Genomic DNA, 24,106 nt, shown 5'->3' on the forward strand with positions numbered 1-24,106 from the left:
ATGGGATCACTTCTTTCGTATATTTTAGTGTGCAAACTTATTATACACCCAAGTGTCTCATACGGCATTTTTTTCTATAAAAACTTGTAAAGTGGTGTAATTTCTTTTTGTCAGCTTAAAAATTTTCCTTGCAATATACCCCCATAGGGTATATAATGGTTTCAGGAAGGAGGAATACAGATGGCAGAAGAAATGGAATCCTGCAGTTGTCACAGAACCAAAGAACGTTCTGAAAAAGAATATAAAGATTTAATCAACCGTCTGAACCGGATCGAAGGACAGATCCGCGGCATCAAAGGGATGGTGGAAAAAGATGTGTACTGTCCGGACATTCTGATTCAGGTGGCGGCGGCCAATGCGGCCTTAAACAGTTTTAATAAAGTTCTGCTGGCGAATCATATAAAGACCTGCGTGACCGATGATATTCGGAAAGGGCGGGAGGAAACTGTGGATGAACTGCTGACAGTCCTTCAGAAATTGATGAAATAAAGAGGTGATAATATGGAACAGTATACCGTAACCGGCATGAGCTGCGCCGCCTGCAGCGCCCGGGTGGAAAGAGCAGTATCCGGGATTGAGGGCGTTACTTCCTGTTCCGTCAGTCTGCTGACCAATTCCATGGGTGTGGAGGGAACGGCAAAGGCGCAGGAGATTATCAAAGCAGTGGAGGAGGCAGGATACGGAGCCTCAGTCAAAGGCGCAGAAGCCGGAAGCAATACTGCCGGCGGGGCAGAGGATATGTTAAAAGACAAAGAAACCCCGCTTTTGAAACAGAGATTGTATGCTTCTCTTGGATTTTTAATAGTACTGATGTATTTTTCCATGGGAACCATGATGTGGGGATGGCCTGTCCCCTGGTTTTTAAAGGGAAACCATGTGGCTATGGGGCTGCTGCAGCTGCTTTTGACAGCTGCGATTATGGTGATCAACCAGAAGTTTTTCATCAGCGGCTGTAAGAGCCTGCTGCATAAATCCCCCAATATGGATACGCTGGTGGCTCTGGGTTCCGGTGCGGCGTTTGTCTACAGCACATATGCTCTTTTTGCCATGACAGATGCGCAGATGAAGGGAGACGGGGCCGGAGTTATGGCTTATATGCATGAATTCTATTTTGAGTCGGCAGCCATGATTCTGACGCTGATTACCGTAGGAAAGATGCTGGAAGCCAGATCCAAGGGCCGCACCACAGACGCCTTAAAAAGCCTGATGAGGCTTGCCCCTAAGACGGCGACTCTGCTGCGGGATGGAACAGAAACAGTGGCGCCCATTGAGCAGGTGGCAAAAGGAGATATTTTCCTGGTTCGTCCAGGAGAAAATATTCCGGTGGACGGGGTTGTACTGGAGGGAAACAGCGCTGTCAATGAAGCGGCGCTGACAGGAGAGAGCATTCCCAGTGACAAAACTGTGGGAGATACAGTATCGGCGGCTACCACCAATCAGTCCGGTTTCCTGAAGTGCCAGGCGTCAAGGGTAGGGGAGGACACCACATTGTCCCAGATTATCCAGATGGTAAGCGACGCCGCCGCTACCAAAGCCCCCATTGCAAAAGTGGCGGATCAGGTATCATATGTCTTTGTCCCCGCAGTAATTGGAATTGCCGTTGTTACATTGGCAGCCTGGCTTCTGGCAGGAGAAACCATAGGATTTGCCCTGGCCCGAAGCATTTCGGTACTGGTAATCAGCTGCCCCTGCGCCCTGGGACTTGCAACTCCGGTAGCTATTATGGTAGGAAACGGCATGGGAGCCAAAAACGGAATTATGTTTAAAACAGCCGTTTCCCTGGAAGAGACAGGCAAGGTGGATATTGTGGCCCTGGATAAAACGGGAACCATCACAAACGGGGAGCCGAAGGTCACGGATATTCTGCCGGCAGAAGGGATTTCTGAGGAAGAGCTGCTTAAGATGGCCGCAGGATTGGAGCAGAAAAGCGAACATCCTCTGGCGAAAGCGGTTCTGGAATATGTCAAAGGAAAACTGCCGGAGGTAACGGAATTCCAGGCATTGCCCGGAAACGGCCTTTCAGGTATAATCGAAGGCATGGAAGTGTGCGGCGGGAATTACAGATTTATCAGCAGCCGTGCGGAGGTTCTGCCGGAATTGAAAGCCCAGTCAGAAGCCCTGTCAGAGGAAGGAAAAACACCGCTGTTTTTTGCAAAAAACGGGAAAATGCTTGGAATGATTGCCGTTGCAGATGTGATGAAAGACGACAGCGCAAAGGCAATCCGACAGCTGAAGCAAATGGGAATCCATGTGGTGATGCTGACCGGAGACAATGAGAAAACAGCCAATGCCATCGGCCGCCAGGCCGGAGTGGATGAAGTGGTGGCCGGAGTGCTGCCGGATGGAAAAGAAAGCGTGATACGCACCCTGCAGGAAAAGGGAAAGGTCGCTATGGTAGGGGACGGAATCAACGACGCTCCGGCCCTGACCCGGGCGGATATGGGAATTGCCATCGGCGCCGGAACAGATATTGCCATTGATGCAGCCGATATCGTGCTGATGAAAAGCCGTCTCAGCGATGTGGCAGCCGCGATCCGGTTAAGCCGGGCGGCTCTCACCAATATTCATGAGAATCTGTTCTGGGCCTTTATCTACAATGTGATTGGAATTCCCCTGGCGGCAGGGATATGGATTCCCCTGTTGGGATGGCAGCTGAACCCCATGTTCGGGGCGGCGGCTATGAGCCTGTCCAGTTTCTGCGTAGTGACAAATGCGCTGCGTCTGAACTTTAAGAATATTCACGACGGGACCAAAGACAGGCCGAAGAAAAAGGGCGCCCATGGAAACATAAAACAGGCGGTCAAAGAAGATTCCGTCCAGACGTATCAGAAAACAGAAATCAAGGAGGAAAAGAAAATGGTAAAAACAATGAAAATCGAAGGTATGATGTGCGGTCACTGTGAAGCGGCAGTTAAGAAATGCTTAGAGGAGCTGAAAGAGGTGTCGGAAGCTTCTGTGAGCCATGAAGCAGGAACGGCGGTGGTGACGCTGACAGAAGAAATTTCAGAGGAAATCCTGAAAAAAGCAGTGGAGGACAAAGATTATAAGGTGCTTTCCATCGAATAACTGCATCACGTTTTAGAAAGCCGGAGTGGGGTTGCTGCATTGAGTAATACAACTGCAAGATATGGTATAATTTCTATTTACAAAATATTGTATCTCGTATATTTGCTTCTTAATGCGGCAGTCCCGCTCCGTTTTTCAAATGCAGCAGAGGTTTGACTTTCTGACCATGAAAGGGTATGATAGAAAAAAAGACAGGCACGCAAACGAAGGAGAATGTTTTTTGATGGGCGACAGGACATTTGAAAACAAAGCCCGGGAGCAGGAAATGCTTCTGGAAAGTATTTATCATACAATGGAATGCGGAATTATCCGTTATGTTAAGACAGGGGAGGACAGATTTGAACTGCTGTCCATGAATCAGGCCGCGCTGCATATGTTGGATTATGAAACCATGCAGGAATGTATGGCGGATGGTTTTGACGGCACGGCAGGCCATGTGATAAAAAAGGACCGGGAGAAAATTTTATCGCTGACAAAAACGCTGGAAAAGCCTGGGGACATGGTGAAATTTGAGTATCAGGCAAAAGGAAAAAGAGGAGATGACCGTTGGATTTTAGCCAGTTCCCATTTTTTGAAAAGGGATGAGAAGAACCGCCCGGTCATCCAGCGGACAATGACAGATATTACAGAGAAAAAGCAGTTGGAGCTGCAGCTGCGCCAGGAACGGGAGCTGTATCAGATTGCCGTGGAAAGCAGCGAGGACATTCTGTATGAATATGATATGGAAAAAGACCGTTTTGTCATGCATGTGTCGGATACGGATGAAGATGGGAACCTGTTTACCGGACGAAAAGTTGTGGAGGATTACCGGAAGAAAGTGATGACAGGGGAAGCGGTTCATTCCGGAGATATTTCCAAACTGGGTAATTTGCTGAAAAACGGTACCGAGGAGCATATGGAACTGCAGCTGAAACTGGACGGAAGCGCCCGCTGGTATCAGATGACGGGGCGGAAGATACTGGAACACGGATGCAGGGCAAAAATCGTAGGAACCATGCGGGATATCCATGAGATGAAAAAGATGCGCCGGGAGAATCAGAGCCATCTGGAGGAACTGAAAATCAACCGTTTGGCCATAAAATCCCTGAGTCATTCCTACACCGGCATTCACTATGTGAATCTTCGGGCTAATACATACTATGCCGTGCGTATCCCAGAGCATTTGAGAAGCATGATTCCCAAACGGGGAGATTACACAGAAGTTATAGAGCATTATGTGGATACCCAGATTGCCTTTGAAGATCGGAGAAAAGTGAAAGCAATCATAGATCCCGAGTATCTCATTCAGAATTTAAGCCCCAAGGCCAGTCATATGGAAGTGGAATACCGGTGTGTGCGCCGGGAGCAGAACAAGCCGGTGTGGAACCGTCTGGAAATCAACCTGGTATCCTGCAGACAGAATGAACCGGAATTTGTGACCATTAATTTTCTGGATATTACCGGTGAGAAACGTAAAGCGTTAAAAAGGGAATATGATAATGCACTGCTGGGCTATGCAATCTCAGATTCTTATGATGCCATTTATGAAGTGGAACTGGAGCAGGAAGCCGTATACCGGGTGATGTTTGATGGGAAACAGATTTCGCGGAAAAAATATTCCAAAAGTTTTTCAGAGATTGTTCTGGCAAATCTGGAAAAAAGTATTCATCCGGATTCCAGAAAAGAATATATGGAACAGATTGATCTGGAGCGGCTGCGCCGGTTGGAACATGAGAACCGTCTGGGAGAAGAATACTGCGAATTTCTGATGAAAACACAAGAAGGGGACTATGAATGGATTTCTTTTATCCTGCGTTCGGTTGTACGCGGCGAGGGAAAAAGAGTGCTGGTGTTTGAGAAAAACGTGGACGCCCGTAAACGGAGGGAACTGGAAAATCTGGAGAGGGAGCAGAAAAACCGGGAAGCCATCACAGAGGCATATCAGGCGGCCAACCGGGCCAATGAAGCAAAAAGCCTGTTTCTGTCCAGAATGTCTCATGATATCAGAACGCCGCTGAACGCAATTATCGGAATGACGGCCATCGCCGGGGCGCACCTGGAAGAACCGGCCCGGATCAGAGAATGCCTGGAAAAGATTTCTTCCTCCGGCAAACTGCTGCTGAACCTGATTAATGAGGTTCTGGATATGTCAAAAGTAGAAAACGGAAATATTTCACTGAATGAGGAAGAAATTCATCTGCCGGATGCGGTTTACAGTGTTCTGGAGCAGATAAAGCCGGAGCTTGCCCTGAAATCCCTGGAGCTGCAGACAGATTTTGGAATACTGCAGCATGAGGATGTGCTTGGAGACCCGCTGCGGCTGCAGCAAATATTTTTAAACCTGCTTTCCAACGCCATCAAATATACGCCCAACGGCGGGAAAATTACACTGCGTGTCTGTGAGAAACAGACAACGGTAGATCGGGCCGGCTGTTATGAATTTGTTTTTGAGGATACCGGGATAGGAATGGAGCCGGAATTTATTCCCAGAATGTTTGAACCTTTTGAGCGGGCAGAGGATTCCAGAGTCAGCAAAGTTCAGGGAACCGGCCTTGGAATGACAATCACCCAGAATATTGTACAGATGATGAACGGAACCATACATGTGGAAAGCGGGCTGAACCAGGGCACCTGCGTTACAGTGACGGTTTTCCTGAAGCTTCCGGAGCCGGAGGACTCTTCGGTAAAAGAGCAGGAAGAAGAAAACGTTCCGGCAGATGAGCCAAAAGACGAGATTCCTTCCTTTGAGGGAAAGCGGATTCTGCTTGTGGAGGACAATGAATTAAACCGGGAGATTGCAATGGAAATTATCGGTTCTACCGGCGTTGTTATTGAGACTGCTGAAAACGGTCAGGAAGCGGTGGAAATGTTTGAACATGTGCCGGAAGGATATTATGATTTGATTTTTATGGATATTCAGATGCCGGTGATGAACGGCCATGAGGCGGCCCGGAACATAAGGAAACTGGAACATACAAGGAAGAGAAGGGTGCCTGTGGTGGCAGTGACGGCCAACGCTTTTCTGGAGGACATTCAGATGTCCAAAGAGGCAGGCATGGACGGACATCTGGCCAAGCCGCTGGATATTCAGCTTCTGATGGAAACCATGCGAAAGTGGCTGACAGCCTGGAACAGATCCGCTGAAGAAGAAAACTGATTTTCAAATCATCAGAAAAAACCGTAAATTTTCTGATAATATAAGTCAAAAAATATAAAAATATGGAAAATAAAATAAAATATGTGAAAAAATACCACTATTTTTTCACATATTTTTAATGTAATTTTAAAAAAATGTGTTACAATAATCTAGAGTGATGCTTATACTTGAGAGCATACTGATCTGTCGGACGATTTGCAGTTCTTCTTAAAAAGAGCAGGGTTCGGCTGGCAAATCATTTGGCTCACGGGTATAAATACTGGGGAGGTCCGTATATGGAAGATAATACAACCAGTGGATTACGTGAGCAGCAGTTAAGGCGCAAACGGATCAGAAAGATAAAATCAACCATTGTTGCAGGCGTGGCAATCTGGATTTTAGGGACAAGCGTTCTGTCTGTCACACTTTTGGTCAAGCTTCTTCATCTGGAAGAGCGGCTGGACAAGCTGGCAGAGTCTGTGATTTCTGTGGAGCAGGTGGTGGAGAATGTGAATGAGAAAAGCGCAGCTTCTCCGGACGGAACGGCCAAGACGTCAGATTCGGTCAAGAACGGCACCATTTTGGAAAATGCACTGGAAGAAGGAGAGAGCCGGAAGGTATATCTGACCTTTGACGACGGTCCAAGCGAGAATACGGCCAAGATTCTGGATATTTTAAAAGAAAAAAATGTAAAAGCCACCTTTTTTGTCATCGGGCAGGAAGATGAGGAATCCAAAGAATTGTATCAGAGAATTGTGGCTGAGGGGCACACACTTGGAATGCATTCTTTTTCACATAAATACAGCGTGATTTATCAGTCTTTGGAATCATTTTCAGAAGATATGGCCCATTTACAGGCGTATTTGTCGGAGGTAACGGGGGTGACTCCCGAGATTCTCCGGTTTCCCGGCGGCAGCAGCAACCAGGTCAGCAACACAGATATGACAGAATTTATTCGTTTTCTGAAGGAGAAAGGGATCACCTACTATGACTGGAATGTGGCAAGCGGAGACGCTACAAGCCAGGCTTACACGCCGGATGAACTGGTGCAGAATGTAATGAATGACGTGGGAAGATATGAGACATCCATTGTATTGATGCACGATGCTTCCAACAAATCAGGAACAGTGGAAGCGCTTCCTGTAATGATTGACAAATTACAGGAGTTGGGAGCTGAGCTGCTGCCAATTGATGAAAATACAACGCCGATTCAGCAGATTCCGGCGGAGAGTGTTCAATGAACAAAGGCTGTCTTATGGCAGCCCAGGTAAAAAGCAAATAATTTATGGAGGTACATATATGAGCTTTTTTAAAGATTTCAAAGAAGATTTATCTCAGGCAGTGAACGAGCTGCTTCCTGGAGAAGAAGAGCTGAAAGCAGCCGCGCCGGAGCGTCCGGAACTGGTTGTAAACACTCTGGAGCAGGAAGTGGACGTGCAGTCTGAGTTGAAGAAATTAGAAGGATTGTTTGAAAAAGTGGATGAAGTGGCGGCTAAGCAGTCAGAGAAACCGATTGTTCTGACGCCGGAAGAACCAAAGGTGAAGGCTGAGCCGGAGAAACCCATAGAAAGAGCAATTCCAGAACCCAGAAAAGAAGTTAAAAAAGAAATCAGAACAGAAGAAATCCCGGTAAAAGAGCCGGAGCATAAGGAGGAAACGATTGTGACTACAAAAGCTGTTGTAAATGAGGAAAATATTACCAATGAGGAAGTAAACGCAGATGCAGAGAAAACCGCAGAGGCTAAGATTATTGCAGGTCTTTCCGCTGAAATTTCAGACGAAGTGACGGTGATTACAGAAGGAACTTCTCTGAAGGGTGATTTGGAATCCACCGGTTCTTTTGAGTTAAGAGGAAAAATCGAAGGAAATGTACGCTGCAACGGCAAGGTAACCATTACCGGAAGCATCCACGGCAATGCGGAAGCATCTGAATTTTTTGCAGACGCTGCTAAGGTGGAGGGAGAAATTTCCACCAGCGGAACCGTTAAGATTGGCCTTGGCTCTGTAGTGGTTGGAAATATCACCGCAACCAGCGCAGTAATCGCAGGCGCTATCAAGGGAGATATTGACGTACAGGGGCCGGTTGTGGTAGACACCTCCGCAGTAGTAATGGGCAATATCAAATCACGTTCCGTACAGATTAACAACGGCGCAGTGATCGAAGGCTTCTGCTCCCAGTGTTATGCAGATGTGGATATGGAGACTTTTTTTGATAAATAAGAAAGGCATTCAATGAAAAGAATATTATTAAAGTTAAGCGGAGAGGCGCTGGCAGGAGAAAAGCACACCGGATTTGACGAACCTACCGTCACCCGGGTGGCCGAACAGGTGAAAAGGCTTACAGAGGACGGAGTGGAAGTGGGAATCGTCATTGGCGGCGGCAATTTCTGGCGGGGAAGAACCAGTGAGACAATTGACCGTACCAGGGCAGATCAGATTGGAATGCTTGCCACGGTAATGAACTGTATTTATGTTTCTGAGATTTTCCGTTCCGTTGGAATGAAAACTCAGATTCTGACCCCCTTTACCTGCGGAGCTTTTACAAAACTTTTTTCCAAAGACAGGGCAAATAAATATTTTTCCAAAGGCATGGTGTGTTTCTTTGCCGGAGGAACCGGGCATCCCTATTTTTCCACAGATACGGCGACCGTGCTGCGGGCGGTTGAGATTGAGGCGGAAGGAATCTTCCTGGCGAAAGCCATTGACGGCGTATACGACAGCGATCCGAAGCTGAATCCCTCTGCCGTGAAATATGATGAAATTTCCATTCAGGAAGTCATTGCCCGGAAGCTTGCAGTGATTGACCTGACGGCGTCTATTCTGTGTATGGAAAATAAAATGCCCATGTATGTGTTTGGCCTGAATGAAGAAAAAAGCATTGTGAGGGCAGTCGGCGGAGACTTTTCCGGAACAAAGGTCTTTCCCTGAACGCCTTGGGGAATTTGATAAAAATGGGAGGGTTTTAGTATGGATGAAAGATTGCAGAAGTATGACAATAAGATGCAGAAATCATTCGAAAATCTGTTAGAAGAATTTGGCTCTATCCGTGCAGGGCGGGCAAATCCCCATGTACTGGATAAAATAAAAGTAGACTATTACGGAACGCCTACCGGTTTGCAGCAGGTGGCAAATATTTCTGTTCCGGAGCCCAGGATGCTTTTGATTCAGCCCTGGGAGGCTAAAATGGTACGTGAGATTGAGAAAGCGATTCTCACTTCTGATTTGGGGATCAATCCCACCAACGACGGCAAAGTCATCCGTCTGTCTTTCCCGGAATTGACTGAGGAGCGCAGAAAAGAGCTGGCCAAGGAAGTGAAGAAAAAGGGCGAGGCAGCCAAAGTTGCAGTCCGCAATATCCGCAGAGACGCCAACGACTCGTTCAAGAAGCTGGGCAAAAACAGCGACGTTTCTGAGGACGAAGTGAAAGAATTGGAAGATCAGGTACAGAAATTAACAGATCAGTACATCAAAAAAGTAGATAAAGCAGTAGAAGAAAAATCAAAAGAAATTCTTACGGTTTAATATCTAATGTTTGAAAGGGGCATGGCGTCAGCGTCTGTCCTTTTCTTCATATCATTGGAGGATTTTATGAATATTCCACAGCATGTAGCAATTATTTTGGACGGAAACGGAAGGTGGGCCAAACAGCATAAAATGCCCAGGAATTACGGTCATACCCAGGGGGCGAAAAATGTAGAGACAATCTGCCGGGAAGCCTGGAATATGGGGATCAAATATCTGACTGTCTACGCTTTTTCTACAGAAAACTGGAGCCGTCCCAGGGAGGAAGTCAGCGCCCTGATGAAATTGCTGCGCAATTATATGAAAAACTGTATTAAGACGGCAGAGAAGAACCATATGAGAGTCAGAGTGATCGGAGATACTTCTAAACTGGATTCTGACATACAGGAGAGTATCCGGCGGCTGGAAGAATTTTCCAAAGATCAGGACGGGCTCAACTTTCAGATTGCAATCAATTACGGCAGCAGGGATGAAATGCTTCGGGGAATGAAGCAGATGCTTGCCGATTACAAAGCGGATAAATTTTCTCTGGAGGAATTAAACGAGCGGAAGTTTGAAAGCTATCTGGATACCAGGGATATTCCCGCGCCGGATTTACTGATTCGGACCAGCGGGGAACAAAGGCTGTCCAATTATCTGCTCTGGCAGCTTGCGTATAGCGAACTTTATTTTACAGATGTGGCCTGGCCTGATTTTACAAAAGAGGAATTAGAAAAAGCTGTCCGGGACTATAATAAAAGAGACAGACGATTTGGCGGAGTCAGAGATTCTGCAGAATTAGAGGAGGCTTAGAGGTGTTCAAGACACGGTTGTTAAGCGGAATTGTACTGGTAATTGCAGCCCTTGTCCTTATCATTGCCGGGGGAGATATCCTTTTATCCGGCCTTTTGGCGGTTTCTGTCATTGGACTGTTCGAGCTGTACCGGGTGTTTCAGATGGAAAAATCTCTGTTGGGCTGCGGAGGCTATCTGGGAGCGGCGGTGTATTATCTGAATCTGAAATTTTCTTTTATTCCGGATTTTGAAGTATTTGTACTTGGACTGCTGATTCTTCTGATGGCAGTTTATGTGCTGTCTTTTCCAAAATACAGGGCAGAACAGGTTTTTGCCGGATTTTTGGGCGTCTTTTACGTGGCGGTGATGCTTTCCTGCGTTTACCAGACCAGAATGCTTTTTGGAGGCGCATATATTGTCTGGCTGATTTTTCTCTGTTCCTGGGGATGCGACACCTGCGCCTACTGTGTGGGAGTGCTGCTGGGAAAGCATAAAATGGCGCCGAAATTAAGCCCTAAGAAATCAGTGGAAGGGGCGGCGGGCGGTATTTTGGGCACAATACTGCTTACAATTCTCTACAGCTTTGCCTTTCAGAAACAGATGCAGATTACCAGAGAGGAAATTTTCATCCTGGCAGGGATTACCGCTGCGGGAGGATTGATTTCCATGATTGGGGATCTGGCGGCTTCCGCCATTAAGCGCAATTATGAAATCAAAGATTACGGCAGACTGATTCCGGGCCACGGAGGGATTCTGGATCGGTTTGACAGTGTGATTTTTACGGCGCCGATTATTTACTATCTGGCCCACTATATATTATAAGAGGATAAGTTATGAAGAAAATTGCGGTACTGGGTTCCACCGGCTCCATTGGAACTCAGACTCTTGAGATTGTACGGGAGCAGAAGGACATTGAAATTACAGCTTTAGCGGCGGGCAGCAATGAAACGCTGCTGGAAGCCCAGATTCGGGAGTTTCGGCCCAAACTGGCGGCTCTTTGGGAGGAAAAATCAGCCTGTTCTCTGCGGCAGCGGGTCAGGGATCTGCCGGTGCGGATTGTGTCCGGAATGGAAGGGCTGTTGGAGATTGCCCGAATGGAAGAAACAGAAATTCTGGTGACGGCCATTGTAGGCATGCTTGGAATCCGTCCTACCATCGCTGCCATTGAAGCGGGGAAAACCATTGCCCTTGCCAATAAAGAGACGCTGGTGACTGCCGGCCACATTATTATGCCTATGGCAAAAGAGAAGCAGGTGTCCATTCTGCCTGTGGACAGTGAGCACAGTGCAATTTTTCAGTCTCTTCACGGGGAACGGGGAAACCGGATTCAGAAGATTCTGCTGACTGCTTCCGGCGGGCCTTTCCGGGGAAAGAAAAGAGAGGAATTGGTTCAGGTTCAGGTGGAGGACGCTTTAAAGCATCCCAACTGGTCCATGGGCAGGAAGATTACCATTGATTCTGCAACCATGGTAAATAAGGGCCTGGAGGTGATGGAAGCAAAATGGCTGTTTGAGGTTGCGCCGGAGCAGATTCAGGTGGTGGTGCATCCCCAGAGCGTGATCCATTCCATGGTGGAATATGAGGACGGAGCGGTACTGGCGCAGCTTGGCACGCCGGATATGCGCCTGCCCATCCAGTATGCCCTTTATTATCCCAATCGGCGGAATCTGTCCGGAAAAAGGCTTGATTTTTACCAGCTTTCCAGCCTGACTTTTGAAGAGCCGGATCTTGAGACTTTTTTTGGTTTAAAGCTGGCGTTTCGCGCCATGGAGCGGGGCGGGAATATTCCAACGGCTTATAATGCGGCCAATGAGAAGGCGGTGTCCCTGTTTTTGAATAGAAAAATATCATTTCTGGAGATTCCGGAAATCATAAATACATGTATGGAACAATGTAAGTTTGTAAATGAACCGGATGTTTCAGAGATCCTTGAGACGGAAGCGGAAGTGTATGCACTGATAGAGAGCAGGTGGTAAATTGAATATTATAATCGCAATTATTATTTTTAGTATTATTATTTTATTTCATGAACTGGGTCATTTTCTTCTGGCAAAATGGAATGGAATCAAAGTAAATGAATTCTGTCTGGGCATGGGGCCCACGTTGATTGGCTTTACCAAAGGCGAGACAAAATATTCCGTGAAGCTTTTGCCCTTTGGCGGCGCCTGCATGATGGAGGGCGAGGACGCAGACAGCAGCGACGCCCGGTCTTTTAACAGCAAATCCGTCTGGGCGCGGATCAGCGTGGTGGCTGCCGGCCCTGTCTTTAATTTTATTATGGCCTGGATTTTTGCGCTGATTGTGGTTGGAATTACCGGTTATGACCGCCCGGTGTTATCTGGCGTGACAGAGGGATTTCCGGCAGAGGAAGCGGGGCTTATGGCAGGAGATGAAATTATTTCCATGAACGGCTACCGCACCCATTTTTATCGGGAAGTCAGCAGCTATTCCCTTTTTCATCCGGGTGAGGATGTGGAACTGGTGTATAAAAGAGGGGGAGAGCGCCATAAGGTGAAATTGACCCCAAAAATGGATGAAGAATCCGGCAGAGAAATGCTTGGACTGATGGGACGGCCCCTTGACCGGGAAAAAGGCAATGCCGGCCAGGTGCTTGTCAACAGCGTCTATGAAGTCCGGTACTGGATTGTAAATACCATCGAAAGTTTAAAAATGCTGGTAACAGGAAAAGTGGGCGTTCAGGATTTGTCCGGCCCGGTGGGTCTTGTAAAGATTATGGGAGATACCTATGACAACAGCCAGTCCATAGGCGGTACGGCAAGCGCAATTTTAAGTATGGTGAATTTCTCTATTTTCCTGTCCGCCAATCTGGGCATCATGAACCTGCTGCCTATTCCTGCCTTAGACGGCGGAAGGCTGGTGTTTCTTCTCATTGAGGCAGTCCGCCGGAAAAGGATTTCGCCGGAAAAAGAGGGCATGGTGCATTTTGTGGGGCTGATGGCATTGATGGCGTTGATGGTTTTTGTAATGTTCAATGATATTAGGAATATTTTTTAGGAGAGATTTTTTTTAAGTATTACAGAGAAGGTTGAATATTTGGATACGGACGGAACTACTGGATAGCCCTTTGGCACACAAACGGGGCAACGCTGCAGGGAAAGTTGAATATTTGGATACGGACGGAACTACCGGATAGCCCTTTGGCACACAAACGGGGCAACGCTGCAGGGAAGGTTAAATATTTGGATACGGACGGAACTACTGGATAGTCCTTTGGCACACAAACGGGGCAACGCTGCAGGGAAAGTTGAATATTTGGATACGGACGGAACTACCGGATAGCCCTTTGACACACAAACGGGGCAACGCTCCGGCGAACTAACCGCCAACTTCGACTAGGGAAGTCAGGATAGCCTTCCTTCCTAAGTCTGCGTAAGCAGTGGATTTCGCCTGTGCTAAGGGCGCCCCTGAATTGTTTGTTTAGCCAAAGGGCAATCCGGTAGTTCCTGTGTATCGAAATATTAATGGTTCGCTGTAGTGTTGTGTTTATTAAAAGTAGATAGAGTGATACCCAGGCAATTCAGAACGGTCTTTCCCCAAAGTAAACAGTTCACGGGCGTTCTTAGTGAAGGCAAAATCCATTGCTTACGGAATCTTAGAAAGGAAGGTTCTCCTGACTTTCACAGATTCCGTTAGCAATTAGTTTGCCGGAACGCAGCCCGGTTTATGTGGGGAAAGACCATTTTGAATTGCCGTCCGTATCCCGATATCTATCGATTCATTTTTAATCCCTAAAATCAGATTGGAGATCTAACTTATGGAAGAGAAAATCATTCGCAAAAAAACAAGAGAAGTCCGCATTGGAAACAAAGTCATCGGCGCTTTTCACCCCATCCTGATTCAGTCCATGACCAATACCAGAACGGAGGACATCAAAGGAACCATCGCGCAGATTCAAAAGCTGACAGATGCAGGCTGTGAAATTATCCGGTGCGCAGTTCCCACTATGGAGGCGGCTGAAGCCCTTTCTGAGATTAAGAAAGGAATTACCATTCCGCTAGTGGCGGATATTCATTTTGATTACCGCCTTGCCATTGCGGCTATGGAGCACGGAGCCGATAAAATCCGGATCAATCCGGGAAATATTGGGACAAAAGATAGAATTCAGGCGGTGATTGACGTAGCCAGGGAGAGGAATATCCCCATTCGGGTAGGCGTCAACAGCGGTTCTCTGGAAAAGGAACTGGTGGAAAAATATCAGGGCGTCACTGCAGAAGGAATTGTGGAAAGCGCCATGGATAAGGTGCATCTGATTGAAGAACTGGGATATGACAATCTGGTGATCAGCATTAAATCTTCGGATGTGCTGATGTGCGTCAAAGCCCATGAACTGATTGCAGCTCAGACTGATTATCCGCTGCATGTGGGAATTACAGAATCCGGAACTGTTACCAGCGGAAATATCAAGTCGGCGATGGGGCTGGGTATGATTTTAGGCCAGGGCATCGGAGATACCATCCGGGTGTCTTTGACGGGAGATCCCCTGGAAGAAATCAAATCCGCAAAGATTATATTAAGAACGCTGGGCCTTAGAACAGGCGGCATTGAAGTGGTGTCCTGCCCCACCTGCGGAAGAACCCAGATTGATTTGATTGGACTGGCCAATCAGGTGGAAACTATGGTAAGCGCAATTCCCCTGGATCTCAAGGTTGCAGTGATGGGCTGCGTGGTCAACGGGCCGGGAGAGGCGAAAGAAGCAGACATCGGCATTGCCGGCGGAATCGGGGAAGGACTGATTATCAAGCGCGGTGAAATCTATAAAAAAGTAAAAGAAGAAGAGCTGTTAGAGGCCCTTCGGTATGAACTGCTGCATTGGAGTGAATAAATATGAACAAGCTGTTTTTTGAGGTGTTCCCGGATTTAAAAGTTGCTTCCGGGTTAGAAAATCTGATGACAGAGGTGGAGGTGACCAAAGTTTCCTCCAACCGCAGAAGGGATCACCTCCGGGTGTATCTTTTAAGCAGCCGGCTGATTAATAAGGGGAATATTTACCGTCTGGAATCGGACATTCGAAAACAGCTTTTTCCCAATCATGACATTTCCGTCAAAATCATTGAGAAATTTCAGCTTTCCGGCCAGTATAATCCCAGAAAGCTGATGGATGTCTACAAAGACAGTGTGTTGGAAGAATTCCGCTCCTACAGTCTGTTGGAATACAATGTACTTCGCATGGCTCAGATGGAATTTCCAGAGGAGGACAGGATGCATCTCACTTTTGAAGATTCAGTCATTGCCAGACAGAAATCAGAAGAGGTGGTGCAGATTTTAGAAAAAATTATCTGTGAACGCTGCGGCCTGAATGTGAAGATTCAGGTAGATTATCAGGAGCCGAAAGAGAACAAACATAAGAAGAACAGCGATATCCAGTTACAGAATGAGATACATAATATTATCAGCCAGTCGTCTGCAGGAGCCCGTAAAGGAGGGCAGGTTTTCGGAGAATCAGGCGAAGGGCAGGTTCCCTGGAATCCGGAATCAGGAGCTATGAATCAGAATCCGGGAGAGACCGGAGCGCCCTGGAATCCGGAACCGGGAGCTATGAATCAGAATCCGGGAGAGACCGGAGCGCCCTGGAACCTGGAATCGGGAGCCATGCCCCAGAATCCGGGAGAGACCGGCGTACCCTGGAATTCGGACGATTCAGCAGCGGCGCAGCCTGCAGGAGACGCCGGAATTTCTCAAAATATGGCCGCCGGCCAGTCCGGAAATCCAGGGCGGGGCAAAAAGCAATCGGGCCAATCTTACGGCGGCAAAAAAGGAGAATTTTCCCCAAGAGGTTATGGAAACAGGCGGGGTCAATCCTACGGCGGTATTAAGAAATCGGACAATCCGGATGTGGTATACGGGCGGGATTTTGAGGAAGAGCCCATTTCCATGGAGCAGATTGCAGGAGAAATCGGCGAGGTGGTAATCCGGGGCAAAGTGCTGAGCCTGGATACCAGGGAAATCCGCAATGAGAAAACCATTATTATGTTCAGCGTGACGGATTTTACAGATACCATTATGATTAAAATGTTCGCCAAAAATGAAAATGTTCCTGAGATTACTTCCAATGTGAAAAAAGGGGCTTTTCTGAAAATCAAAGGGATTACCACCATCGACCGGTTTGACGGGGAGCTTACGATAGGTTCTGTCACCGGCATGAAGAAAATCCCGGATTTTACCACCACAAGGATGGACAACAGCCCGGAAAAACGGGTGGAACTCCACTGCCATACCAAGATGAGCGACATGGACGGAGTTTCCGAAGTAAAGGATATTATCAAACGGGCCATGAAATGGGGACATAAGGCTATAGCTATAACGGATCACGGGGATGTCCAGTCATTCCCCGACGCCAACCACGCAGTTTCTCCCGAGGATGATTTTAAGGTGATTTACGGGGTGGAAGCTTATTTGGTGGATGATTTGAAACAGGTAATTGAAAATCCCAGAGGCCAGAGCCTGGATGACACATATGTGGTGTTTGATTTGGAGACCACAGGTTTTTCTCCGGTAAATAACCGGATTATCGAAATCGGCGCGGTAAAGGTGTGCCAGGGGAAAATTACAGACCGTTTTTCCACCTTTGTAAATCCGCAGGTGCCTATTCCTTATAAAATTGAGGAGCTGACCAATATTCGGGATGATATGGTTTTAGATGCGCCGCTGATTGAAGATGCACTGCCGGAGTTCCTGGAATTCTGCAGCGGGGCCATTATGGTGGCTCACAACGCTGGCTTTGATATGAGCTTTATCAGCAAAAACTGTGAGCGGCAGGGACTTCCCTGTGAATATACTGTGGTTGACACAGTCGCCCTGGCCCGGGTGCTGATGCCCCAGTTAAACCGTTTTAAACTGGATACGGTGGCAAAAGCGCTGAAAATTTCTCTGGAAAATCACCACCGGGCAGTGGATGATGCGGCCTGTACGGCAGAAATTTTTGTAAAATTCATAGAGATGCTAAAAGAGCGGGGCATCCGGGATCTGGATGGGGCCAATGAACTGGGAAATACTTCTGTGGAAAATATCAGAAAACTGCCCAGTCACCATGCCATTATTCTTGCAGCCAATGATACGGGAAGAATTAATCTCTACCGTCTGGTGTCAGATTCCCATCTGACTTATTTCCACAGGCAGCCCAGGATTCCCAAAAGTGAATTTATCAAGCACCGGGAAGGATTGCTGATAGGCTCCGCCTGTGAGGCAGGAGAGCTGTATCAGGCGATTTTGCGGGGCAATTCAGAGGAAGAGATTGCAAGATTGGCGCGTTTTTATGATTATCTGGAAATTCAGCCTTTGGGAAATAATGAATTTATGCTCCGGGGAGATAATCCGGCCGCTGCTTCCTGGGAAGAGCTGAAAAAAATCAACCGCAGGATTGTTCGTCTGGGAGAAGAATTCCACAAGCCGGTGGTGGCAACCTGCGACGTGCATTTTCTTGATCCAGAGGATGAAGTGTACCGCCGGATTATTATGGCAGGAAAAGGCTTTAAGGACGCGGACAACCAGGCGCCCCTTTATTTGCGCACCACAGAGGAAATGCTGGAGGAATTCCAATATCTGGGCAGTGAAAAAGCTGAGGAAGTGGTCATTGTAAATCCGGGCAAAATTGCTGATATGTGTGAGAAAATTTCTCCGGTGCGGCCGGATAAGTGCCCTCCTGTCATTGAAAATTCGGATCAGATGCTTCGGGATATCTGCTACAATAAGGCCCATGAAATATACGGTGAGGAGCTTCCCAGGGTTGTTTACGAGCGTTTGGAGCGGGAACTGAACTCCATTATCAGCAACGGCTATGCGGTGATGTATATTATTGCCCAGAAACTGGTGTGGAAATCCAATGAGGACGGCTATCTGGTAGGCTCCAGAGGGTCGGTAGGCTCTTCCTTTGTGGCCACCATGGCGGGAATTACCGAGGTGAATCCTTTAGTACCCCATTATTACTGCAGCAAATGCCATTATTGTGACTTTGAATCGGAGGAGGTTAAAGCCTATGCAGACGCCGGCCGGGCCGGCTGTGATATGCAGGACAAAAATTGTCCGGTGTGCGGGGAGCCGCTGCGGAAAGAAGGATTTGACATCCCCTTTGAAACGTTTCTGGGATTTAAGGGGAACAAAGAACCGGATATTGATTTGAATTTTTCCGGAGAATATCAGAGTAAGGCTCATGCCTACTGCGAAGTGATTTTCGGATATGGGCAGACTTACCGTGCCGGAACCATCGGCACTCTGGCCGATAAGACGGCCTTCGGATATATTCGGAATTACTACGAAGAGCGGGGCGTTCGGAAACGGAATTGTGAAATTGAGCGGATTGTCCAGGGGTGTGTGGGCATCCGGCGGACTACCGGGCAGCATCCGGGGGGAATTATTGTGCTTCCTTTAGGAGAGGAGATCCATTCCTTCACCCCGATTCAGCATCCGGCTAATGATATGAGCACAGATATTGTCACTACCCATTTTGATTATCACTCCATTGATCACAATCTGCTGAAGTTGGATATACTGGGGCACGACGATCCTACCATGATCCGTATGCTGGAGGATTTAACGGGAATTGATGCCCGTGAAATTCCTCTGGACGATAAAGATGTGATGTCCCTGTTCCAAAGTACGAAAGCCCTTGGAATTGAACCGGAGGATATCGGCGGATGTAAGCTGGGTTCTCTTGGAATTCCGGAATTTGGGACAGAATTCGTAATTCAGATGCTGATTGACACCAATCCTCAGTCTTTTTCTGATTTGGTGCGTATCTCCGGCTTGTCTCATGGGACGGATGTGTGGCTTGGAAATGCCCAGACCTTGATTCAGGAGGGAAAGGCCACCATTTCCACGGCAATCTGCACCCGTGACGATATTATGACGTATCTCATTAGTATGGGGATGGAAAGTGAATTGAGCTTTACCATTATGGAAAGCGTCAGAAAGGGCAAGGGCTTAAAACCGGACTGGGAAGAAGCGATGACCAGCCATAACGTACCGGACTGGTATATCTGGTCCTGCAAGAAAATTAAATATATGTTCCCGAAAGCCCACGCTGCGGCATATGTGATGATGGCATGGCGGATTGCCTACTGCAAAATTTTCTATCCCCTGGCTTATTATGCGGCGTTTTTCAGTATCCGCGCCACTTCTTTCAGCTATGAGCTGATGTGCCAGGGCAAGGAAAAACTGGAGTATTTTATGGCGGATTATGAGCGCAGAAAAGATTCCTTAACCAAAAAAGAGCAGGATACCGTAAAAGATATGAAAATCGTACAGGAAATGTACGCCCGGGGCTTTGAATTTCTGCCCATGGATTTGTTTTCTGCTCAGGCGCATGCTTTTCAGATTGTGGAAGGAAAGCTTATGCCCTCGTTGGACAGCATTGAGGGATTGGGAGACAAGGCGGCAGAGGCCGTGGTAGAGGCGGCAAAAGACGGACCTTTTCTGTCAAAGGATGATTTCCGCCAGCGGACGAAAGTGTCTAAATCTGTTATTGATCTGATGGGAGATTTGGGAATTCTGGGAAATCTGCCTGAATCCAATCAGCTTTCGCTGTTTGATTTTTAAGCTGGGTTGACCGCAAGTGGGAAAAGTGGTATGTTAATAGCAGTATTGTATCTGTAAAGCATCCTGTGCAGACTTGTGCCGGAGATTCTAAAGAGCATAAGATGAGGACAGATACAGACTGCCGCATATTTTTGGGAAAGAGAGGATGGGAATTATGACGTACGAAGAATTTTTTAAAAAGGTGAAAGAAGCGTTTGCAGACGCGGATGTCAGCGGGATGACAGAACATCTTGCGTATCAGTTTAACATTACCGGAGAGGCAGAGGGCATTTTCTATGTGGAGGTAAAAGAAGGAAAACTCTATGTGGAGCCGTATGACTATCATGACAGAGACGCCATGTTCACCTGCTCCGCCGAGAATCTGATGAAGATTGCCAATGGAAAATTAGATCCGATTCTGGCCGTAACCTTAAAGAAGCTGAAGGTGGAAGGAAATATTGATAAAGCGCTGAAGCTGAAAAGTTTAATCGGCGGGAAAAAGAAATAATTTATTCGATGTAATGAAAAGGGGATATCAGAAAATGAGATTTACACACAATATATGGCTGCGATACAGCAGCCATATATTGCGGAACTCTGCCATTTTCCGATATCCTCTTTTGTGTATATTGCGGCACAGGCGGTTTGAAAGTGAAAGAGGGCAGCTTAAAACTGCTGTTTGTCCCCAATACAGGAATTTCAGTCTATAAATTCAATATAATTTTCTTCCATCTTTCCAATCCGGGCCAGGGCATAGACTTCAATGCCCTGGGATTTCAGTTTTTCCCGTCCGGGCTGAAAAGATTTCTCAATTAAAACGCCGAGGCCTGCAATAGTGGCATGGGACATGCGTATCAGCCGGATTGCGGCGGTAGCGGCTTCCCCGTTTGCCAGAAAATCGTCCACCAGAAGAACATGATCCTCTGCAGTCATGAATTTTTTGGAGAGGGTCAGTTCGTAGTTTGTTTCTTTTGTAAAAGATGTGACCACAGTCTGGTACAAATCCTGGTTCAAAATCTTGGAGGGCTGTTTTTTTAAAATTACCATGGGAACCTCTAAAGCAAGAGCCGTCATCAATGCGGGAGAGATGCCGGAGCTTTCAATGGTGGCGACTTTGGTGATTCCCCTGCCCCGGAAATGCTCGGCAATTTCTTTCCCCATTTCCTGCATCAATGCGGGGTCTACCTGATGGTTGATAAAGCTGTCTACTTTCAGAATATGTTCATTTACGGCATTGCCGTCCTGTCTGATTTTTTCTTCTAATAATTTCATGGATGATTCACCTCTGGGATTGGTTTGACTAAAATTTAACTCACTGCTATTATTATAAAGGAAAAGGAATCACATTACAATATCTATTGAAGGGAGATTTATGAAGATTACCATATTAGCAGTCGGAAAAATAAAGGAAAAATTCTACCGGCAGGCCATAGAAGAGTTTGAAAAACGCCTCAGCCGTTATTGTAAACTGGAAATTGTTGAAGTTGCAGATGAGAAAACGCCGGATCATGCCAGTGAAGCAGAAGAATTGCTGATTAAAGAAAAAGAAGGGCAGAGGCTTTTGAAACATGTCCGTGACGACGCCTGGATCTGCGCCCTGGCAATCAACGGAAAAATGCTGGATTCTGTGGAGCTTTCTGAAAAGATAGAAAGCCTGGGAGTGTCCGGAACCAGCCATATCATATTTGTCATCGGCGGTTCCCTGGGGCTGGCGGAGCAGGTATTGAAGCGGACGGATTATTTGCTGAGTTTTTCAAAGATGACGTTTCCTCATCAGCTGATGAGGGTGATTCTGCTGGAACAGATTTATCGAAGCTGCCGGATTCTTTCGAAGCAGCCATACCACAAGTGAGGACGAAAGGGAACGGAAGTTCAGACAAAAAAGGGAATAAGAGTTTTAATCAGCCAGAAATTATCCGGTTTTTACAGAACAATGGCGGCATGCCACCAGACGGTGCGCCGTCTGCTTTTATGCGCCGGGAATTTTATTCCGTAATTGACACGCTTTATGAGCTGAATAACCTTTGGATGCTGTCAGAATTTATCCCCCAGAACCAGCAGGTTTTATTTCAGGAAACACGTTTTATTTCAGGAAACACAGAGAGGCACAGAATACCGAAAGAAACCGGATTTTACGGAAATCAGCAGGATTGGGAAAGACACCATGCTGTCCCAGATGTTCCAGGTCATGGAAAAGTTCCATATGGATGAATGGCTGGCGGAAGATACGGACTATACCGCCATTACACGCAGAGTAAAGGCATGTGCAGCCACAACAGGAAGTGGGAAAATTGTGCCGCAGATTATGCTTCTGGGAAACTGGGTAAAGAAGTGGGGATTTGAAGCGGGGTGCAGTATGCGTGTGGAGTGCTTCCCCAATAAGCTGGTTATTTTGAAAGAATAAAAACCATAAAAGCAAAGGCATAGATGATTGTAATTTAGCTGGGGACTGTGTATAATAGAATCATAAAGGAAAGCAGGTTAAAATAAAATGAATGGCAATGAAAAAGAGCAGATGGAAAGTATGGAAGACAGACAAAGAAGCTGGGAAGAATTAGGCATATCCAATGATTTCCTGTTTGGGAAAGTCATGCAGAACCCGGAACTGTGTAAAGAATTACTGCAGAGGATTCTGCCGGATTTGGATATTGACCATGTGGAATATCCGGAGTTGCAGAAAAGCATTGAGCAGGACAGGGACGCCCACGGAGTAAGGCTGGATGTGTATGTAAAGGATGATAAAGAAACAGTTTATGACATAGAAATGCAGGTAAGCAATACAAAGGAGCTTCCCAAAAGGAGCAGATATTATCAGAGCATGATAGATTTACAGCTCATTGATAAGAAACAGCATTATAAAAGGCTGAACCGGAGCTACATCATATTTATCTGTCCGTTTGATTTATACGATAAAGGGCGGCATATCTATACTTTTGAAAATATCTGTAAAGAGGATAAAAGTGTTTTCATGGGGGATGAAGCGGTAAAAATATTCCTCAACACGGAAGGGACACTGGATGATGTCAGTGAAAAGTTAATGGCATTTCTGGATTATGTGGCGGGGAGGAAGTCGGATGATACAGAGGATTCTTATGTAAAAAAACTGGAAGAAGCGGTAAAAGAAGCAAAAAGAAACAGGGAATGGAGACATGAATATATGACGTTGTTAATGAGAGACCAGGAGAATCAGGAAATTGGAGAAGATAAGATGGCTAAACTGATAATGTTATTAAATGAAGACGGACGGTTATCTGATATTCTCAGAGTATCACAGGATAAAGAATACCGTCAGGAGCTTTATGAGGAATATCATATTAGTTAGAGGAGAAAGTCGCAGGCAAAGCATTTCAAAATGTTTTGCCTTAAAATTTGTAATGCGGATAATTCAATAAAAATGGAATGTGATAGGAGCCGAATATTATGACATTAGAAATGCGGGATAGAGAGAATCAAAAAATTGGAGAAATATATGGCATTATTAAGGTGTGTAGGAAAAACAATTTTTCAGAAGAAAGCATTATGAAAATATTGCAGGAAAAAAAGAAATTATCTGAAGAAAGTGCCAAGAGGTATCTTGAGGAAGCAGAAGAAGCTATAAAAGAAATAGACAAGTATAGTGTTTTTATAAAAAGCCTGTGTGAAATAATATCAGATTTGAAAAAGATAAACGCAGATGATGATACTATTATATCAAAGATACAGGATAAATTTCATTTTGATAAAGATGACGCAAAATTTTATTATGATTATGCTTTGAAAACACATAAGGATAAAATAAAAGGTTCCAATGTGGAGAAACCGAAAGAAGCAGTAAAGGAAGCAAAAAAAGATAGGGAATGGCCTCATGAATATATGATGTTGTTAATGCGTGACCAGGAGAATCAAAAAATTGGAGAAAAAAAGATGGCTAAACTGATAATATTATTAAATGAAGACGGTCGGTTATCAGATATCATCAGAGTATCACAGGATGAGGAATACCGTCAGGAGCTTTATGAGGAATATCATATTAGTTAAGAGAGAAAGTAACAGGCAGAACATACCAAAATGTTCTGCCTTATTGCATTTCACATTTATGCGAGATGATAATATGTCAAAA

General features: G+C 46.3%; 19 protein-coding genes. 18 read left to right on the forward strand and 1 reads right to left on the reverse strand.

The window, feature by feature from the left end:
• Positions 1-180 precede the first annotated feature (180 nt).
• From ACTO17_RS05580 to ACTO17_RS05645, 14 genes are all read left to right on the forward strand, one after another.
• Positions 181-489 (forward strand): metal-sensing transcriptional repressor, encoded by a 309-nt coding sequence (locus ACTO17_RS05580; RefSeq protein ID WP_172538585.1) that lies wholly within the window; start codon positions 181-183, stop codon positions 487-489.
• 12 nt (positions 490-501) lie between these two features.
• On the forward strand, positions 502-3,066 hold the full coding sequence (locus tag ACTO17_RS05585; protein ID WP_482557200.1) for a heavy metal translocating P-type ATPase: 2,565 nt from the start codon (positions 502-504) through the stop codon (positions 3,064-3,066).
• A 223-nt stretch (positions 3,067-3,289) separates the two neighbouring features.
• Entirely contained in the window at positions 3,290-6,202 is a 2,913-nt protein-coding gene (locus ACTO17_RS05590; RefSeq protein ID WP_482557201.1) for a PAS domain-containing hybrid sensor histidine kinase/response regulator, read from the forward strand.
• A 275-nt stretch (positions 6,203-6,477) separates the two neighbouring features.
• On the forward strand, positions 6,478-7,422 hold the full coding sequence (locus tag ACTO17_RS05595; protein ID WP_482557202.1) for a polysaccharide deacetylase family protein: 945 nt from the start codon (positions 6,478-6,480) through the stop codon (positions 7,420-7,422).
• Positions 7,423-7,480: 58 nt separating this feature from the next.
• Positions 7,481-8,401 carry a polymer-forming cytoskeletal protein gene (locus ACTO17_RS05600; protein WP_482557203.1) on the forward strand — a complete coding sequence of 307 codons (921 nt, stop codon included), beginning with the start codon at positions 7,481-7,483 and terminating at the stop codon, positions 8,399-8,401.
• Positions 8,402-8,413: 12 nt separating this feature from the next.
• Complete coding sequence (gene pyrH / locus ACTO17_RS05605; RefSeq protein ID WP_482557204.1) at positions 8,414-9,109, forward strand: UMP kinase; 696 nt, start codon at positions 8,414-8,416, stop codon at positions 9,107-9,109.
• Positions 9,110-9,148: 39 nt separating this feature from the next.
• On the forward strand, positions 9,149-9,703 hold the full coding sequence (gene frr / locus ACTO17_RS05610) for a ribosome recycling factor (protein WP_482557205.1): 555 nt from the start codon (positions 9,149-9,151) through the stop codon (positions 9,701-9,703).
• A gap of 66 nt (positions 9,704-9,769) precedes the next feature.
• A complete protein-coding gene (gene uppS, locus ACTO17_RS05615) occupies positions 9,770-10,495 on the forward strand; it encodes an undecaprenyl pyrophosphate synthase (protein ID WP_482557206.1) in 726 nt (241 codons plus the stop codon).
• A gap of 2 nt (positions 10,496-10,497) precedes the next feature.
• The gene (locus ACTO17_RS05620) at positions 10,498-11,298 is read left to right on the forward strand and encodes a phosphatidate cytidylyltransferase (protein ID WP_482557207.1); all 801 of its coding nucleotides are present in this window, start codon (positions 10,498-10,500) and stop codon (positions 11,296-11,298) included.
• An 11-nt stretch (positions 11,299-11,309) separates the two neighbouring features.
• Positions 11,310-12,452: a 1-deoxy-D-xylulose-5-phosphate reductoisomerase gene (gene dxr / locus ACTO17_RS05625; protein WP_482557208.1), complete on the forward strand. Its 1,143-nt coding sequence runs from the start codon at positions 11,310-11,312 to the stop codon at positions 12,450-12,452.
• Between the two features lies 1 nt (position 12,453).
• Positions 12,454-13,491 carry an RIP metalloprotease RseP gene (rseP, locus tag ACTO17_RS05630; RefSeq protein WP_482557209.1) on the forward strand — a complete coding sequence of 346 codons (1,038 nt, stop codon included), beginning with the start codon at positions 12,454-12,456 and terminating at the stop codon, positions 13,489-13,491.
• Between the two features lie 760 nt (positions 13,492-14,251).
• Positions 14,252-15,319, forward strand: coding sequence for a flavodoxin-dependent (E)-4-hydroxy-3-methylbut-2-enyl-diphosphate synthase (gene ispG / locus ACTO17_RS05635; RefSeq protein WP_482557210.1), 1,068 nt, complete (start codon positions 14,252-14,254; stop codon positions 15,317-15,319).
• A 2-nt stretch (positions 15,320-15,321) separates the two neighbouring features.
• Positions 15,322-20,028, forward strand: coding sequence for a PolC-type DNA polymerase III (locus tag ACTO17_RS05640; RefSeq protein ID WP_482557211.1), 4,707 nt, complete (start codon positions 15,322-15,324; stop codon positions 20,026-20,028).
• Positions 20,029-20,182: 154 nt separating this feature from the next.
• Entirely contained in the window at positions 20,183-20,515 is a 333-nt protein-coding gene (locus ACTO17_RS05645) for an SCP2 sterol-binding domain-containing protein (RefSeq protein WP_482557212.1), read from the forward strand.
• A 191-nt stretch (positions 20,516-20,706) separates the two neighbouring features.
• Here the strand turns inward: ACTO17_RS05645 and ACTO17_RS05650 are convergent, their stop codons facing one another.
• On the reverse strand, positions 20,707-21,279 hold the full coding sequence (locus ACTO17_RS05650) for a xanthine phosphoribosyltransferase (protein ID WP_482557213.1): 573 nt from the start codon (positions 21,277-21,279) through the stop codon (positions 20,707-20,709).
• A gap of 100 nt (positions 21,280-21,379) precedes the next feature.
• On the opposite strand from ACTO17_RS05650, the gene rlmH reads away from it, so the two are divergent.
• The 4 genes from rlmH (at position 21,380) to ACTO17_RS05670 (ending at position 24,024) form a co-directional block, all read left to right on the forward strand.
• On the forward strand, positions 21,380-21,859 hold the full coding sequence (gene rlmH / locus ACTO17_RS05655; RefSeq protein ID WP_482557214.1) for a 23S rRNA (pseudouridine(1915)-N(3))-methyltransferase RlmH: 480 nt from the start codon (positions 21,380-21,382) through the stop codon (positions 21,857-21,859).
• A 312-nt stretch (positions 21,860-22,171) separates the two neighbouring features.
• On the forward strand, positions 22,172-22,411 hold the full coding sequence (locus ACTO17_RS05660) for a SymE family type I addiction module toxin (protein ID WP_482557215.1): 240 nt from the start codon (positions 22,172-22,174) through the stop codon (positions 22,409-22,411).
• Positions 22,412-22,498: 87 nt separating this feature from the next.
• Entirely contained in the window at positions 22,499-23,329 is an 831-nt protein-coding gene (locus ACTO17_RS05665; RefSeq protein ID WP_482557216.1) for an Rpn family recombination-promoting nuclease/putative transposase, read from the forward strand.
• A 98-nt stretch (positions 23,330-23,427) separates the two neighbouring features.
• The gene (locus tag ACTO17_RS05670) at positions 23,428-24,024 is read left to right on the forward strand and encodes a hypothetical protein (RefSeq protein ID WP_482557217.1); all 597 of its coding nucleotides are present in this window, start codon (positions 23,428-23,430) and stop codon (positions 24,022-24,024) included.
• The last annotated feature ends 82 nt before the right edge of the window (positions 24,025-24,106 follow it).

This window comes from Petralouisia sp., assembly GCF_056822245.1.

Coding starts and splice junctions, on each gene's coding strand:
- ACTO17_RS05595 (WP_482557202.1), top strand. CDS start 6,478: ATGGAAGATAATACAACCAGTGGATTACGTGAGCAGCAGTTAAGGCGC.
- ACTO17_RS05640 (WP_482557211.1), top strand. CDS start 15,322: ATGAACAAGCTGTTTTTTGAGGTGTTCCCGGATTTAAAAGTTGCTTCC.
- ACTO17_RS05580 (WP_172538585.1), top strand. CDS start 181: ATGGCAGAAGAAATGGAATCCTGCAGTTGTCACAGAACCAAAGAACGT.
- ACTO17_RS05645 (WP_482557212.1), top strand. CDS start 20,183: ATGACGTACGAAGAATTTTTTAAAAAGGTGAAAGAAGCGTTTGCAGAC.
- ACTO17_RS05665 (WP_482557216.1), top strand. CDS start 22,499: ATGAATGGCAATGAAAAAGAGCAGATGGAAAGTATGGAAGACAGACAA.
- ACTO17_RS05600 (WP_482557203.1), top strand. CDS start 7,481: ATGAGCTTTTTTAAAGATTTCAAAGAAGATTTATCTCAGGCAGTGAAC.
- pyrH (WP_482557204.1), top strand. CDS start 8,414: ATGAAAAGAATATTATTAAAGTTAAGCGGAGAGGCGCTGGCAGGAGAA.
- ispG (WP_482557210.1), top strand. CDS start 14,252: ATGGAAGAGAAAATCATTCGCAAAAAAACAAGAGAAGTCCGCATTGGA.
- ACTO17_RS05650 (WP_482557213.1), bottom strand. CDS start 21,279: ATGAAATTATTAGAAGAAAAAATCAGACAGGACGGCAATGCCGTAAAT.
- ACTO17_RS05660 (WP_482557215.1), top strand. CDS start 22,172: ATGCTGTCCCAGATGTTCCAGGTCATGGAAAAGTTCCATATGGATGAA.
- frr (WP_482557205.1), top strand. CDS start 9,149: ATGGATGAAAGATTGCAGAAGTATGACAATAAGATGCAGAAATCATTC.
- rlmH (WP_482557214.1), top strand. CDS start 21,380: ATGAAGATTACCATATTAGCAGTCGGAAAAATAAAGGAAAAATTCTAC.
- ACTO17_RS05670 (WP_482557217.1), top strand. CDS start 23,428: ATGACATTAGAAATGCGGGATAGAGAGAATCAAAAAATTGGAGAAATA.
- ACTO17_RS05590 (WP_482557201.1), top strand. CDS start 3,290: ATGGGCGACAGGACATTTGAAAACAAAGCCCGGGAGCAGGAAATGCTT.
- dxr (WP_482557208.1), top strand. CDS start 11,310: ATGAAGAAAATTGCGGTACTGGGTTCCACCGGCTCCATTGGAACTCAG.
- uppS (WP_482557206.1), top strand. CDS start 9,770: ATGAATATTCCACAGCATGTAGCAATTATTTTGGACGGAAACGGAAGG.
- ACTO17_RS05585 (WP_482557200.1), top strand. CDS start 502: ATGGAACAGTATACCGTAACCGGCATGAGCTGCGCCGCCTGCAGCGCC.